Source organism: Alloalcanivorax xenomutans, from assembly GCF_032810065.1.
Classification (GTDB): Bacteria; Pseudomonadota; Gammaproteobacteria; order Pseudomonadales; family Alcanivoracaceae; genus Alloalcanivorax; species Alloalcanivorax xenomutans.
Genome location: NZ_CP136538.1, coordinates 3,973,580 through 3,987,992, shown reverse-complemented (window position 1 = coordinate 3,987,992; position 14,413 = coordinate 3,973,580). Strand labels below are relative to the sequence as shown.

The window sequence follows — 14,413 nt, the reverse complement described above, 5'->3', positions numbered from 1 at the left end:
GGATCATTTCCAGATTAGTGCATTGGCGTGGCGCTCGCATCCGCCTTTCCCGGCATGGCGGTCAGCCGCGGCCCAGCAGGTCCCGGGCGATGGCGATCACCTGCATCTCGTCGGTGCCGGCGTAGATCTGCAGGATCTTGGCATCGCGCATCAACTGCTCCACACGGGATTCGCGCATGTAGCCGTAGCCGCCGTGGATCTGCACCGCCTCGGTGGCCACTTCCATGGCGGACTGGGCGGCGTAGAGTTTCATCGCCGAGGCTTCGGCCAGAGTCATCTGCTTGCCGGCGGCGGTCAGGTCGATATAGCGGAACACCATGTTCTGCAGATTGCTGCGGGCCACTTCCATTTTTGCCAGCTTCAATTGGATCAGCTGGTTTTCACCGATGGCGCGGCCGAACTGCACCCGTTCACGCGCGTAATTCACCGACAATTCCAGTGCCCGCTCCACCATGCCCAGCGCCATGGCGGCGACACCGGCCCGTTCCTGCATGAAGGTGGATTTGGCGCCGGAGCGGCCGTAACCGGTTTCGCTGCCGCCGAGCAGCCGGTCCGTGCCGACTTTGACGTCGTCAAAAAACAATTCACCAGTGGGAGATGAACCGATGCCCATTTTCTTGAACGGCTTGGATTGGGTCAGCCCCTCCATGCCGCTGTCGAGAATAAAGGAGACGATCTTGCGGTCACGGGGTTCCACACCCTCCTCATCCAGCTTGCAGATCAGGATGATGGTGTCGGCGTAAGGGCCGTTGGTGATCCAGGTCTTGGAGCCATTAATAATGTAGCTGCCATTGCCGTCACGGCGGGCGACGGTCTTCATCTGGCCAAAGGCGTCGGAGCCGGAATTGGGTTCGGAAATCGCCCAGGCGCCGATTTTCTCCATGGTCAACAGGGGCAGGGCCCAGCGTTCTTTTTGTTCCAGGGTGCCTTTGCTCATGATGGCGCCGCCAGCCAGGCCCATGGACACGCCCATGGCGGTGACCAACCCCTGGGCGTGGCGGCACAGCTCGATGGTGGGAATCAGACGTAGTGCCGCTTGTTCGGCCGCGGCGGCGGAGGAGCCTTCCTTATCTTTCTCCTGCTTCGGTGTGCCGGTTTTTTCCCTGGCGATCTGGCGCTCGAAGCTCTGCCGCGCCATTTCGTCCATGCCGAAGGTTTTGATCATCTTGCGCAGGATGTCGTAAGGCGGGACGCCGTTGTATTCGATGTCGTCCAGATTGGGCACCACTTCCTTGGCGATGAAGTCGCGCACCATTTTCTGGATCATTTGTTGTTGTTCGTTCCACTCGATCATGACAATGGGGTTCCTGAGGCTGTATGTCGATCCCACTGACATTAGCAGTGTCCCGGAGGCGGGTCATTGATCTGGAGTGGCGCCGGGATTGGCGGAAAAGGTCAGACCACCCTGTCGATCCGCGGCAGCGGCTCGAAGCTCACCTTCATCACCAGCCCATCGTCCCCGGCGCTGCTGCTGGCCATGTGAATGTCCTCGGGGCGCAGGCGGGGGTGGCTGCCGTCGAAGAACTTCCGTGCCGCGAAGGCGTTACGGGTACGCTCCTGGGCCTGTTCCAGGGTGATGCCGTCGCCGCCCAGCAAGGCCCGAATGTACTCGGCGCAGGCCACGTCCTCGTCTCCGGTGGGGTGGGAGGCCACCAGCACCACCGACGGTGGGGCTTTCTCCTGAATATAACGGGCGGTGGCTTCGGCATTGATCAGCGCCGCCACCAGCACTTCCCGGCTATCCCGCGCCCGCAGGGTGGCGGTGACGCCGTTGGTCGTGCGCAGGATCATGGTGCGGTTCGTCACGTCGCTGTTGGCGATTTCCCAAGGGGAGTTGCCGTAGTCAAAACCCTTGATCGGCAACGCCTGTACCTCGCCGGCCAGCAGCGCTTGAGGGTAGTGCTCGCGCAGAGCAAAGGCTTCCTCCGCCGTGGCCACCGGCAAAATATGGTCGAGACCGCCGACGAACGCCTGATGGCTGGTGGTAAAGGCGCGGATCACGTCGATGATCACGGTGATGCCGTTGATATTGTGCGGCGGGTTGTGGCCTTGAGCGATGCTGATCTTCATGGCGCGTGCGGTCCCTTGAATGGAGCAAGCGCGTATTGTAGAGCCTGGTGCCGCCGGCGGCACCCTCAATCAGAATCCTCTGCCTGGTCTTGGCTGGCGCTCAGCGCTAGCAGGTCCGCGACAGCACCCAGACCCGCACCTCGGTGGCGCCGGCGGCCAGCAGCGTGGCGGCGGCTTCGCGGGCACTGCCGCCGCTGGTCATGACATCGTCCACCAATAACAGCCGGAGCCCCCGAACTGGCGTCTGGATAGTGAAAGCGCCGTGCAGATTACGCAGCCGCTGGCGCCTACTGCTGCCCTGCTGGTGCGCGGTGGCCCGCTGTCGGCGCAGGGCGGGGAGAACCGGCCTGCGCCAGAGTGGGGCCAGCAGGTGGGCCAGACGCTCGGCCTGATCGAAGCCGCGCCATAGCCGCCGGCGCCAATGCGCGCTGATCGGGCACAGGGCATCGGCTTGCGCCCAGGGTAACGGCCGCTGAGCCAGCAAGTGCGCAAAAGCTCGCTCCTGGTACAACTGACCATGATGCTTATAGGCGGTAATCAGGCGATCCAACGGGAAGTCATAACGCCAGTCGCAATGGGTGGTGGTGAACGGAGGCGGTTGTTTCAGGCAACGCCCGCACAGGGCCGCGCAGCCACCGGCGGGATCCGGCAGGCCGCAGCGGCACAGGCTGGCAGGCAGGCGACAGCGCTGGTTCAGGAAGTCCTGGCAGGGCGGGCACAGAGGTGCCCGGGCGCGCCGGCCACACAACAGGCATATCGAGAAAGAGTGTTTTTCGATCAGATGTAAACTTTGGAAATGTTTCATGGTTGACAGGGTGTCCGGGGCTGCCTAGCCTTTGGGATCTCAAGAAGGAGAACCAGCATGACCGTAGCCGCCGCCAACGCCCAGACGACTTCTTCCCGAACCGCTGTACGCCATGACTGGCATCGGGGTGAGATCGAAGCCCTGTTTGCCCTGCCATTCAATGATCTGATCTTTCGTGCCGCCACCGTGCACCGTCAGTTCTTCGATCCCAACGCGGTGCAGGTGAGCACTCTGCTGTCGATCAAGACCGGCGCTTGCCCGGAAGACTGCAAATACTGCTCCCAGTCCGGTCACTACAACACCGAGCTGGAAAAGGAAAAACTGCTGGAAGTGGCGCGGGTGGTGGAAGAGGCCAAAGCGGCGCGTGACAAAGGCGCCTCCCGGTTCTGCATGGGTGCCGCCTGGCGCAGCCCGCGGGAAAAGGACATGCCCTATGTGCTGGACATGGTGCGCCAGGTGAAGGCCCTGGGCATGGAAACCTGTATGACTCTCGGCATGCTGGATGAAAATCAGGCCCGTAATCTGGCCGAGGCCGGCCTCGACTACTACAACCACAACCTGGATACCTCGCCGGAGTATTACGGCCAGGTGATCACCACCCGCACCTATAATGACCGTCTGAACACCCTGGCGAATGTGCGGGACGCCGGCATGAAAGTGTGCTGTGGCGGCATTATCGGCATGGGCGAGAACCGCGATGACCGGGTCGGTCTGCTGCAACAACTGGCCAATTTGCCCCACCATCCGGAATCCGTGCCGATCAACATGCTGGTGAAAATCGAGGGCACGCCGCTGGCGGACGTGGATGACCTGGATCCGCTCGAGTTCGTGCGGACCGTGGCGGTGGCCCGTATTCTGATGCCGGAATCCTATGTGCGGCTGTCCGCCGGGCGTCAGGAGATGCATGACGAGGCTCAGGCGCTCTGTTTCCTGGCTGGCGCCAATTCCATCTTCTACGGTGAGCGATTGCTCACTACCGATAATCCGGAAGCGACTCACGACCGGCAGTTGTTCCAACGTCTCGGCATCCACCCGCTGGACCCGCGCCATGAAGCCTCCGACGAAGCCCACGAAGAGGCGTTGCGCGCCCAGGTGGCGGAGCAGCAAGCAGAGGAACAAGGAGAGGAACAGGGGTTGTTTTACGACGCGATGAGCAAACGCCCCGCCAAGCACGTATTGGACCGCGACACCGGCCGGCCCACCGCCGGCGCCACGCTTGACTCCTGACCCCATGGGGTTCGATCTGCGGGCGCGGCTGGCGGAACGCCGCGCCCAACACCGCTATCGCACGCCACCGCTGATGCATTCCTCCTGCGGACGTACCGCCGTGGTGGACGGCCGTGAATTCCTCAACTTCTGTTCCAATGACTATCTCGGCCTGGCCGGTGATCCGCGTATCGTCACCGCGTTCCGCGATGCCGCCGATCAGTGGGGAGTGGGCAGTGGCGCCTCCCATCTGGTGTGCGGCCATCAGAGCCCGCATCAGGCTCTGGAAGAAGCGCTGGCGGAGCATTGCGGGCGGAAGCGGGCGCTGTTGTTTTCCAATGGCTACATGGCCAATCTGGGGGCCGTGACCGCTCTGGTCGGCCGGGGTGACGCGGTCTTTCAGGATCGCCTGAACCACGCTTCGTTACTGGATGCCGGCCAGCTCAGCGGCGCCCGCTCCCGCCGTTTCGCCCATAATCAGCCGGATGCCCTGGCCGGCCTGCTGGCGCGCAGCGATGCGGCCCGCAAGCTGGTGATCACCGACGGCGTCTTCAGCATGGACGGTGACGAGGCGCCCCTGCCCGCCTATCTGGCTGCCTGTGAGGCCCATGATGCCTGGTTGATGGTGGACGATGCCCATGGCCTCGGCGTGCTCGACGGCGCCGGGCGCGGCTCGCTCTGGCATCAGGGCGTGCAGGACCGGGTGCCGGTCTATATGGGCACGCTGGGCAAGGCTCTGGGCACCGCCGGCGCCTTCGTGGCCGGCTCCGACGAATTGATCGAAACCCTGGTACAATTCGCCCGCACTTACGTCTACACCACCGCCATGCCGGCGGCGGTGGCCGCCGCCACCCTGGTCAGCCTGGACATCGTGCGCCGGGAAGCCTGGCGCAGGGAAAAACTGACGGCACTGGTTCAGCGGTTCCGGCGCGGCGCGGCCGAACTGGGTTATGCCCTGATGGACTCGAAAACGCCGATTCAGCCCCTGCTGGTGGGTGGAGACGCCGATGCTCTGGCTCTGAGCCGGCGCTTGCGCGACAGCGGGCTGCTGATCAGCGCGATCCGGCCGCCGACCGTGCCGGAGGGGCAGGCGCGCCTGCGTATCACCTTCTCCGCCGCCCATGAGGAGGCGGATGTGGACCGGCTGCTGATGGCGTTGCGGCAGGCGTCCGACGGCTGAAGCGGCGCGCACCGTATCACTCAAAGGTGGTTCCATGCCGAAACTGATTCCGTTTCACAACACCTACCGCTGTACCGGCAAGGCCGGTGAACAGGCCGGGGACCTGGTGCTGGTCCACGGCTGGGGGCTGCACGCCATTGTCTTCGATGACATCGTGCCGGCTCTGCTCGAGCACTTCCGGGTGACCGTGGTGGACCTGCCGGGCATGGGCCAGAGTCCGTTGCCCAACGACGAGTACACGCTGGATTTTCTGGCTGATCAGATCGCCTCGGTAATGCCGGAGCGGGCCCATGTGCTGGGTTGGTCCCTGGGCGGGCTGGTGGCCCTGAATCTGGCGCAACGTCATGCCCAGAGGGTCGCCTCGGTAGTGACGGTGGCGACCACGCCGCGTTTCACCCGCGCCGACGACTGGCCGCGGGCCATGCGGCCGCAGATTCTGCGCACCTTCGCCGAGGTCTGCGAAGAGGATTTCGAGGGCACTCTGGTGCGCTTTCTGGCGCTCAACTGCAAAGACAGCGAGAACATGCGCGAGGACGTTGCCCGGCTCAAGGAGATCCTCTATTTTTGCGGCCTGCCGGCTCGCCGGGCGCTGATCGAAGGGCTGGTGATTCTGGCGGACACCGATCTGCGCACGGCTCTTTCGGCGCTGAGCCAGCCCTTGCTGATGGTGTTCGGTGAACGTGACAACATCGTGCCGGTGACGCTGGTGGATGACATCCGCCCGCTGCTGAATGAGCACGGGGAAACCGCGGTGATCGAGCGGGTGTCCCATGTACCGTTTCTATCCGCGCCGGAGCGCTTCTCCGCCGTGGTTCTCGATTTTTATCGGCGTCACGGCATCGTCACCGACGCCGCTGACGGGTAATGACCGTAATGTCCTCTGTTTTCAATCCATCCGCTGGGCATGAGCCCGCCGTCACCTCGTCCACGGCCACCAAACGGGCGGTAGGACGCCAGTTCGGCCGGGCCGCGGCCAGTTATGACGCTCACGCGGTGCTGCAACTGTCCTGTGCCCGCAGTCTTCTGGCCATGGCGCCGGAGTCTCTGCCGATACCCCGGGCAGCGGATCTGGGCTGTGCCACGGCGCCGTTGAGCCGGCAGCAACAGGAGCGCTGGCATGAAGTGCGCTGGCTGGCCCTGGATCTGGCGCCGGCCATGCTTCAGGAAGCGTCCCAGCGCGGCCGCACCGGGCGATTGTTCTCGCCGGTATGCGCCGATGCCGAAGCCCTGCCGCTGCCGGACCGGTCCCTGGGACTGGTGTTTTCCAGCTTTGCTCTGCAATGGTGTGATCCGGCGGTGGTGATCGCCGAGGCCGGGCGGGTGCTCGCTCCCGGTGGTCATTTGTTGCTGGCGGTGCCATTGCGGGACTCCCTGCGGGAGCTGTCCGAGAGCTGGAAAGCCGCGGACCGCCGTCCCCACGTCAATGATCTGCCGACCATGGTGCAATGGCATGACGCTCTGGCCACGGAAGGGTTATCCACGGTAACCCAGCAAACCCTGACGGTGACCCAGCACTACCCCGACGTGCGTGCCATAGCCCGCACCCTCAAGGCCACCGGGGCCGATCACGTGCAAGGTGGAGGGGGTGGCCTCACCGGCAAGCGCGCTTTTCGAACCATGCTCGACGCCTACGAAACCCTGCGCACCCGGGACGGTCTGCCGCTGACCTGGCGGGTGCTGTTTTTACATGCCAGCAAGGAGGTCCTCTGATGCCCGCGTTACCGGCCCTGAAGGGGGTGTTCTTCATCACCGGCACCGATACCGAAGTGGGCAAGACCTGGGTCAGTTGCCGGTTGCTGGAACGGGCCCGGGAGGCCGGCTTGAGCTGCTACGGGCTGAAACCGGTGGCGGCGGGCTGCGAGGACACAGAGGAAGGGTTGCGCAACGAAGACGCCGTCAACCTGATGGCGGCCTCATCGGTGCAACTGCCCTATGACGTGGTCAATCCGGTGGCACTGAAAGCCGCTATCGCACCCCACATCGCCGCGCAACAGGAAGGACGCAGGATCACCCTGGCCCAACTGGCCGGCTATGTACGTGGCGCGATCAGCAGCCATCCGGCGGATCTGATTCTGGTGGAAGGCGCCGGCGGCTGGCGTGTGCCTTTGAACGATCGCGAAATGCTCGCTGGTCTGGCGGTGGAACTGTCCCTGCCGGTGATCCAGGTGGTGGGGATGAAACTCGGCTGCATCAATCACGCCATCCTCACCGCCGAGGCGATTCAGGCGGACGGCTTGCGCTATACCGGCACCGTCGCCAACTGCTTCGGCGACATGCATGTGCGCGAGGAAAACCTGCTCACCCTGCGCCAGCATCTGCCCGGAGCTTTTACCGTTATCTGAGAGACAGATTGTTTGCTGCCCTTTTCTCTCAGTCATCTACAAAGCCGCTGTAGGAGCTAGCCCTGCTGGCGAATCTTTTTGGCTTGGTGCCTTATTCGCCAGCAGGCGGAGGGCTGCCCCGACTGGCTCCTATAACGATTTCGCAGTCCGCTCTGTGGGAAGCAGCTTTACAGCCAATGGGCGCGTGAGCATGTCAGTGTCACGCACCGGCAGGCTGGCCTGCAACCCCGCACCCGTTGTCATCATTCAGTTCTCAACTGCAAGATCAGAACCCGGTTATTACCGGTGTCGCTGATCAGCAGTTTGTCATCGTGGAAACGGACTCCGGTGGGGCCATTCAGGGTGCGTGCCGTGGCGCTGCCGTCATCGCTGCCATCCTGGTTGTCGTCGTTGCGGCTGGTGTGTCGGAAGTCACCCTGCCCGAGCACCACGTCGGCGAGCTGGCCGTTTTCGGTGGGGAAGGTGTTCCAGACCAAGACCCGATGGTTTGAGGCGTCGGGTACGGCCAACTGAGTGCCGTTGGAATCCAGTCCATCGGGCCAGAAATAACCTGCTGGGGATACGGAGGCGTTACTGGTGTTGAAACCAGGTTGGCCGATAACCACATCGGCGGGTTGGCCGTTCTCCGTGGGGAAAGTGTTCCAGATCAGCACCCGGTAATTATGCCGGTCGGCTACCGCCAGACGCTCGCCGTCGGTCCATACGCCGGCGGGATAATTCAGGGTGTTTGCCGAGGGCGCGTCGTCCTTTTCGCCGTCCTGATCGGTATCGTTCTCGGTGCAGTGATTGAAGTCGCTCTGACCCAATATCAGATCAGGTGCCTGGTCACGGCTGTTGGGCACGGTGTTCCAGATCAGAACCCGATGCTGCCCGCTGTCGGCGATCACCAGTTTGCCGTTGCCGCTGAGCGCCACCGAAGTGGGGAAGTTGCGATAGTTTACATCGCAAGGTGAACCAGGATCAGGAAATACTTTCGACAGTGATACCGGAGTGACGGTAGTGCTGTCCGTCGGTACCGGGCCATAGAGAAAAACATCATTGCCATTGTAATCCGCCACCGCCATCTTGCCGTCGCCGATGGCGATGTCACGGGGACGCACGAACAGGCCACTTTCCCCGCTGGTGAAGTCGCCCTGCCCGAGCACAAAGTCGGCAGGCAAACTATTCATGTCGGGGATGACGTCGTAGCCAAGGATCCGGGCGTTCCAGGTGTCGCTGATGAATAACTGACCCTCGGCGCTGACGGCCGGGCTGCCGGCCGGCTTGTCGAACCCGCTGGCGCCGATCGAACCATTCTGGTTCGCTTCCGTGCCGATGAAATCGGGCTGGCCGATGACGACGTCCGCTTTCTGAAATGTCTCCAGCGCCGTCGGTGGTGGCGTGTCGCCACCACCGCCACCACCGCAAGCGGTCAGCGTGAGGGCCGTGCCCAGGATCGGTGCGGCAAGCCGCCAGGAGGTCTGGTGTCTCGAATGGTCCATCATGTCGCGCTCCGTCTCGTTTTTTTCTTGCCGGGGCTTCCCAGCCTTCACGTCATGGAAGCCGCCTGTTTCAACGCCTCCCAATGCCGATCAATGGCGATATGTTAGCGCCCAAGTGCGCATACTCCGTTTCTTTTTCTAATAATTTGGGGATTTTGTGAATAGGTTGCACTTTTACCCATCCCGCTCGATCAACCACTGCGCCACTCGAGGCCAGCTTTCCTGCTGCGCCTTGCCACCGCCGAGAATGGCCATGTGGCCGCCACTCACCGACAGGCACTTGACATCGGTGCTGCTCACCAATGGCAGCATTGCCCGGGAGCATTCGGGGGTAACGATCATGTCGGCGGGGCTGGTGATATTCAGCATGGGCACAGTGACCCGGCTGAGGTCGCCTTCATCTCCTTTCATGGGCAGCCGGCCTTCGGCCATGACATTGTCCACCCACAGATAATGGATGATGTCCTGAATCACCGCGCCGGGGTAAGCCACCATGTCATCGAGAAATGCGCCGTTGGTGGCGTGATTGCTCACATAGTCGTGATCGTCCAGGTGGCGCAACAGGTCCAGGTAGCCCTTGAGGCTGGCTACCGGACTGGTCAGTTTGAACGCCAGACTATTGAGCCAGCCCGGTGAGCGGAACCAACCCGGTGAGAGTTCGTGGGCGCGCCAGCCGGTACGTCGCCGCAGCCAGCCCAGGGTATGGCTGATGCGTTGATACTGGCGGCCGAGTATCCCGTTGCGATGATAGTCCGTGGGCGCGCCGACCAGGACCAGATTGCCGATGTCCGGATCACGTCCCAGCGCGCAATAGCACAGACTGAACAGCCCGCCGAAACTCCAGCCGTGCAGATTCAAGCGACGTTCGCCGCTGTGCTCGCGAACCCGTTCCAGCATGCCGGGAAGGCGTTCGGCAAAGTAATGGGCCAGCCCCTGACGGTCGTGCGCCCTGCCGGGGCGTCCCCAATCGATCAGGTACAGCTCGAAACCCCTGGCGCGTAAATAACGTACCAGACTGCGTTGCGGGAACAGGTCGTAGATCAGCATGTTCACCGCCAGCGGCGGCACCAGCACCAGGGGGGTACGCTGTCGTTGTGTACTTACCACCAGCTCGCTGCCGTCTTCCAGCGGGATAGCGGTTTCCGTCAGTGGTGGGTAGTAGCGCAGCCGGGCCAGCCCGTCGTCATGGATGACTTGAAAAGGCGTGGTTTGCGCCTGAATCAGGGGGCGCGGACGGGTGATCCATTGACGGGCGTTGTCGAAGGTAGCGCGGGCGGTGTCCAGGGTGGGAACGGACAGCGGCATGAAACAAGCCTCCGTAAATAGGGAGGCGCAGTGTACGGCGTGGCTCTGATGTCAGCACTTGCCGTATCGACGGAGCGGACCGGCGTCCCCGTCAAACGGCGGGAGGGCCGTCAATCTGGCAACAGTCGGGAGCAGCTCTCGGCAAACTGGCTCATGATCAGCTGCCGCATCCATCGGCTTGCCGGGTCCATGGTCACGCTTTTCGGCCAATAGAGATTCCAGAATAAAGGCGGCACCTTGAGCGGCGCCTCGGTGATATACAGGCCGGTGGTTTCCGCCAGCATTCTCGGTACCGTCCATAAAAGGTCGCTTTCCGCGGTGATGTTCGCCGCCACCAGGTAGTTCTGAACGCGCATGGAGATATGACGCTGCTCCCCGAGAGCGTGCAGGGCCACATCCACTTGTCCGCGGCCGCGCTTGCGGCTTGAGACGTGAATATGGTCGGCGCCGAGATAACATTGCAGGGACAGCGGGCCCTTCGCCAACGGATGGCCGTGGCGCATGGTAACGACGTAAGGCAATTCGGCAAGGAACGCCTGGTCCAACTCCAGGGCGTTGATGTCCGGTGCATCGATCAATAAATCCAGGCCGCCGGATTTAAGGTCCTCCTCGCCGATACGGCGATCCACGTAATAGGTGCTGAGCGCCACTTTAGGGGCCTGCTCACGTAATTTCTCGCGCAGCCCGGGAAGTATCAGAGCCTGCCCCAGATCATTCATGCCAAGGCGGAATTCCCTTTCCGAAAGCTCCGGTTGAAAACGTAGATTTTCTCCCACACTGCGGCTGAGCAGGTCCAGAGCCTGGCGCACATCCACGATCATGTTTTCCGCCACTGGAGTGGGCACCATCCCTTCGGGGCCACGTACAAAGAGAGGGTCATCAAAGGTCTCGCGTAGCCGCCGGAGCGCGTTGCTTACCCCGGACTGGGTAATATTCAAATGGCGTGCAACCTTGGTTACACGGCGCTCACGGTACAGCGCTTCAAAGACAATGAACAAGTTCAGATCTATGCGGTTCAGTCTCATGGTTCTGTCTTTATTTGATGTATTTGTGATGAAAATGATGGCGTATTTCAAAAAGTGATTTGAGCCCGCCTGCCGCGATTACTACTCTTCCAAAAAGTATAAGCGTGAAATCAATGGCAGGTTGGATGCAAAAATGAATACCGGAAACCCTCTCAAAGTCCTTATGCCCGTGCCGAATAAGCATGCAGGCGCCTCTCTCGCTTATCGGAAAAAATGGGGTGCCATTGATATCGCCAGCTCTTCCCTTGTGAATTCACATCTTATGAAGCGTGCCTTTTCCCGGTTTGACCGGCGTGGTCGCGCTTGCCGGAAGCGGGCGCGCGCTAATTCAATTTAACTCTATTTTTTCGATAAAAAAAGCGGACCTTTCGTTCTGCAATAAAGCAATGGGAGGCAGGCTTTGTGGTGCGAATACGGTGAGGGGCGTTGCCGTCGGTTTCGGAGTGAGGCGGATATGAATTCAGGTTGGTACCAGTATATTGCCCAGGACCGTGTTGTCTGGGGCGTTCCCGCCGGGGAGGCGGTACGTTCCGAAGTGGAGCGTCTTGGTGCCGAGCGTGTTTTCATCATTACCGGCAGAACGTTGAACAGAGCGACGCCGGTGGTTGACGGTATCAGACAGGCTCTGGGCGTAAAAAGTGTTGGCGTATTCGACGGCTGCCGTGAGCATACGCCCCGCCAAACGGTGATCGAGGCCGCCGCCGCGATACGACGCGCCGGACCGGATCTGATCCTGTCCGTGGGCGGTGGAACAGTTATCGACACCGCCAAGGTGGTTCTCGTGGCGCTGGCGGAAAACGTGGTCGATGTGGCGGGTCTGGACCGCTGCCACATAACCGTTGATGCCTCGGGTGAGCGGCGGATTCCTGATTTGCGGGCGCCGCCAGTTCGTCAGATCGCGGTCCCTACCACCCTGTCCGGTGCCGAGTTTTCCTGTCTGGGCGGCGCCGTGGATGAGCGGCGGCATGTCAAGGATGGTTACCATGGCGCCGCTTTATGCCCCGCGACGGTGATCATGGACCCGGCCGTCACTCTGCCAACACCTGAACGCCTTTGGCTATCGACCGGGATCCGCGCGCTGGATCACGCGGTGGAATCCCTCTGCAGCCGTGCGCCGGCGCCACTGGTGGATGCCTGCGCCTTGCACGCACTGTCGCTTCTAAGTGAAGCCTTGCCTCGTAATCGGCGTGCGCCCGAGGATCTGGACGCACGGCTGCGGGCTCAGCAGGGCGCCTGGCTGGCCTCCCAGGGCATCTTGCGGGTCGATTATGGCGCCAGCCACGGTATCGGTCACAGCCTCGGTGCGGTCACCGGTCTCAGTCACGGCTATACCTCCTGTGTATTGCTGCCGGCGGTACTGCGCTGGAATCGTGGACAAGGGGAAAACCGCGCCCGCCAGAAACGAGTCGCGGCATCTATGGGGCGTACCGACGGCGACGCGGTTAGCGCCGTGGAAACTCTGATCAAAGATCTGGGACTGCCTGTCCGGCTGCGGGAACTGGAGGTTGATCCGGGTTGCTTCGAGTCGGTGGCGGAAGGCGCCATGGGCAATATCTGGGTCAATACCAATCCCCGGCCGATACGTACCCGGGAGGACATTGTCGCCATTCTCAACGCCGCCTATTGAGCGGCGTCCACGAATAATGACGTTATTAGTAAAACAAAGGTGGTGAATCATGTTTCTGATCAAAAAGAACTGGAAAAAATGGACGACAGCGGCCTCGCTGGCGGCCTTGTTCGCGGCGCCGCCGGCATGGGCTGATGATCTTGATGCCCCGCAGGGTGTCACCGACACGGAAATCCGCATCGGTCATCTTGGCCCGCAGACCGGACCGGTAGCGGCTTACGATAAAATCCGAATGGGTATCCAGTCCTACTTCAAGCACGTCAACGAGAATGGTGGAGTGAAGGGGCGAAAACTGCGGTTGATCGCCTATGACGACCAGTATCAGCCTGGCCGGACAGTGCAGCTGACCAAGCGTCTGGTGGATGAGGACAAGGTGTACGCCATGCTTGGCAATGTGTGTACTCCTTGCAATGTGGCGACCCGGCGGTTCAATGAACGCAGTGGTATTCCCATGCTGATGACCAGCTCTGGCTCCAAGCAGTTCGTCGATCCGCCTATCGCCAACTATATGGGTTCCAGCCTGGCCAATTATGAATTCGAAGCCCGGGTTTTGACCAACTATATTGCCACGTCTCTGAAGGCGAAGCGGGTGGTTGTTGCTTACCAGAACGACGACTACGGGAGCCCGCTGGCGGAGGCCGCCAAGGAAGCGTTGAAGGAGTATCAGGATGTGGAGCTGGTCGGTGAAGTGAATTTCCAGGCGGCGGATTCCGATCTGAGTACTCAGGCCCAGCGTATTCGCCAAGCTGATCCGGACGCTATCCTGGCCTTCTCAACGCCGGCTCCGGCGGCGCAGCTGAAAAAAGCGCTTTATAACATCGGATTGTCCGAGCCGGCTTTCCTGGTGTCCTCGGTTGGCGGTGACTCTGAAACGATGTTCGACCTGGCCGGGAAGGAGGTATGGAACGGCACCATTTCCAGCGCGGTTTTACCCAAGCCGGATCAAAGCGACGACGAAAGCATCAAGCAGTACATAGAACAGTTTGGCAAGGACTACCCGAAGGTGGCGCTTGCCGACTGGGGACAAACCGGGTGGGCCGCGGCGGAGGTGCTGGTTGAGGCGTTGAGACGTAGCGAGACACTGAGCTGGGATGATTTCCTGAGCGCTTTCGATTCGTTCGATAACTGGACCGGTTCCATGTACGCCGGGGTCAGCTTTTCCGAACATAACCATTATGGACTGACCTCCATGTTCATCACCGAAGCCAAGGATGGGCATATTGTTCCGATTTCCAAGCCGATCACCTTTGATCCGGTGACGGGGCAGATCAGCGGCGGTTGAAGAACAGTGTCGCTCGCAGTAGGCGGCCCCGCTCTGCCTCGGCTGATAGCGGGGCCGCATTAAGAAGAAAAACATCTCGGGAGGTATGTC

13 protein-coding genes are annotated in these 14,413 nt (G+C 61.6%); 7 read left to right on the top strand and 6 right to left on the bottom strand.

What is annotated here, in order from left to right; genetic code table 11:
- Positions 1-61: 61 nt before the first annotated feature.
- The 3 genes from RYH70_RS18465 to RYH70_RS18455 all read right to left on the bottom strand — a co-directional run bounded on the left by RYH70_RS18465 (position 62) and on the right by RYH70_RS18455 (position 2,875).
- Positions 62-1,294 carry an acyl-CoA dehydrogenase family protein gene (locus tag RYH70_RS18465; protein WP_317009487.1) on the bottom strand — a complete coding sequence of 411 codons (1,233 nt, stop codon included), beginning with the start codon at positions 1,292-1,294 and terminating at the stop codon, positions 62-64.
- A 101-nt stretch (positions 1,295-1,395) separates the two neighbouring features.
- Positions 1,396-2,070: a 2-phosphosulfolactate phosphatase gene (locus RYH70_RS18460; RefSeq protein ID WP_022995183.1), complete on the bottom strand. Its 675-nt coding sequence runs from the start codon at positions 2,068-2,070 to the stop codon at positions 1,396-1,398.
- A gap of 106 nt (positions 2,071-2,176) precedes the next feature.
- Positions 2,177-2,875 (bottom strand): ComF family protein, encoded by a 699-nt coding sequence (locus RYH70_RS18455; protein WP_317009486.1) that lies wholly within the window; start codon positions 2,873-2,875, stop codon positions 2,177-2,179.
- A gap of 57 nt (positions 2,876-2,932) precedes the next feature.
- Between RYH70_RS18455 and bioB the strand changes: the two genes are divergently transcribed.
- The 5 genes from bioB to bioD are packed head-to-tail and all read left to right on the top strand — an operon-like array spanning position 2,933 to position 7,603.
- Complete coding sequence (gene bioB, locus RYH70_RS18450) at positions 2,933-4,102, top strand: biotin synthase BioB (RefSeq protein WP_097058854.1); 1,170 nt, start codon at positions 2,933-2,935, stop codon at positions 4,100-4,102.
- A 4-nt stretch (positions 4,103-4,106) separates the two neighbouring features.
- Positions 4,107-5,261, top strand: a complete 1,155-nt coding sequence (gene bioF / locus RYH70_RS18445) for an 8-amino-7-oxononanoate synthase (protein ID WP_080531631.1) — start codon at positions 4,107-4,109, stop codon at positions 5,259-5,261.
- A gap of 34 nt (positions 5,262-5,295) precedes the next feature.
- On the top strand, positions 5,296-6,126 hold the full coding sequence (bioH, locus tag RYH70_RS18440) for a pimeloyl-ACP methyl ester esterase BioH (RefSeq protein WP_055099536.1): 831 nt from the start codon (positions 5,296-5,298) through the stop codon (positions 6,124-6,126).
- 8 nt (positions 6,127-6,134) lie between these two features.
- The gene (locus tag RYH70_RS18435; RefSeq protein ID WP_055099535.1) at positions 6,135-6,971 is read left to right on the top strand and encodes a methyltransferase domain-containing protein; all 837 of its coding nucleotides are present in this window, start codon (positions 6,135-6,137) and stop codon (positions 6,969-6,971) included.
- Complete coding sequence (gene bioD / locus RYH70_RS18430; protein WP_022995189.1) at positions 6,971-7,603, top strand: dethiobiotin synthase; 633 nt, start codon at positions 6,971-6,973, stop codon at positions 7,601-7,603. Before RYH70_RS18435 ends, bioD begins: the two co-directional genes overlap by 1 nt.
- A 242-nt stretch (positions 7,604-7,845) precedes the next feature.
- On the opposite strand, the gene RYH70_RS18425 is transcribed toward bioD, so the two are convergent.
- From RYH70_RS18425 to RYH70_RS18415, 3 genes are all read right to left on the bottom strand, one after another.
- A complete protein-coding gene (locus RYH70_RS18425; RefSeq protein ID WP_317009485.1) occupies positions 7,846-9,087 on the bottom strand; it encodes an NHL repeat-containing protein in 1,242 nt (413 codons plus the stop codon).
- Between the two features lie 171 nt (positions 9,088-9,258).
- Positions 9,259-10,389 (bottom strand): alpha/beta fold hydrolase, encoded by a 1,131-nt coding sequence (locus RYH70_RS18420; protein WP_317009484.1) that lies wholly within the window; start codon positions 10,387-10,389, stop codon positions 9,259-9,261.
- A 110-nt stretch (positions 10,390-10,499) separates the two neighbouring features.
- Positions 10,500-11,414 carry a LysR family transcriptional regulator gene (locus RYH70_RS18415; RefSeq protein WP_080531628.1) on the bottom strand — a complete coding sequence of 305 codons (915 nt, stop codon included), beginning with the start codon at positions 11,412-11,414 and terminating at the stop codon, positions 10,500-10,502.
- Between the two features lie 454 nt (positions 11,415-11,868).
- On the opposite strand from RYH70_RS18415, the gene RYH70_RS18410 reads away from it, so the two are divergent.
- Positions 11,869-13,041 carry an iron-containing alcohol dehydrogenase gene (locus RYH70_RS18410; RefSeq protein ID WP_317009483.1) on the top strand — a complete coding sequence of 391 codons (1,173 nt, stop codon included), beginning with the start codon at positions 11,869-11,871 and terminating at the stop codon, positions 13,039-13,041.
- Between the two features lie 49 nt (positions 13,042-13,090).
- A complete protein-coding gene (locus RYH70_RS18405; RefSeq protein WP_080531626.1) occupies positions 13,091-14,323 on the top strand; it encodes an ABC transporter substrate-binding protein in 1,233 nt (410 codons plus the stop codon).
- Positions 14,324-14,413: the final 90 nt, after the last annotated feature.

Coding starts and splice junctions, on each gene's coding strand:
- bioH (WP_055099536.1), top strand. CDS start 5,296: ATGCCGAAACTGATTCCGTTTCACAACACCTACCGCTGTACCGGCAAG.
- bioD (WP_022995189.1), top strand. CDS start 6,971: ATGCCCGCGTTACCGGCCCTGAAGGGGGTGTTCTTCATCACCGGCACC.
- RYH70_RS18435 (WP_055099535.1), top strand. CDS start 6,135: ATGTCCTCTGTTTTCAATCCATCCGCTGGGCATGAGCCCGCCGTCACC.
- RYH70_RS18465 (WP_317009487.1), bottom strand. CDS start 1,294: ATGATCGAGTGGAACGAACAACAACAAATGATCCAGAAAATGGTGCGC.
- bioF (WP_080531631.1), top strand. CDS start 4,107: ATGGGGTTCGATCTGCGGGCGCGGCTGGCGGAACGCCGCGCCCAACAC.
- RYH70_RS18415 (WP_080531628.1), bottom strand. CDS start 11,414: ATGAGACTGAACCGCATAGATCTGAACTTGTTCATTGTCTTTGAAGCG.
- bioB (WP_097058854.1), top strand. CDS start 2,933: ATGACCGTAGCCGCCGCCAACGCCCAGACGACTTCTTCCCGAACCGCT.
- RYH70_RS18405 (WP_080531626.1), top strand. CDS start 13,091: ATGTTTCTGATCAAAAAGAACTGGAAAAAATGGACGACAGCGGCCTCG.
- RYH70_RS18425 (WP_317009485.1), bottom strand. CDS start 9,087: ATGATGGACCATTCGAGACACCAGACCTCCTGGCGGCTTGCCGCACCG.
- RYH70_RS18455 (WP_317009486.1), bottom strand. CDS start 2,875: ATGAAACATTTCCAAAGTTTACATCTGATCGAAAAACACTCTTTCTCG.
- RYH70_RS18460 (WP_022995183.1), bottom strand. CDS start 2,070: ATGAAGATCAGCATCGCTCAAGGCCACAACCCGCCGCACAATATCAAC.
- RYH70_RS18420 (WP_317009484.1), bottom strand. CDS start 10,389: ATGCCGCTGTCCGTTCCCACCCTGGACACCGCCCGCGCTACCTTCGAC.
- RYH70_RS18410 (WP_317009483.1), top strand. CDS start 11,869: ATGAATTCAGGTTGGTACCAGTATATTGCCCAGGACCGTGTTGTCTGG.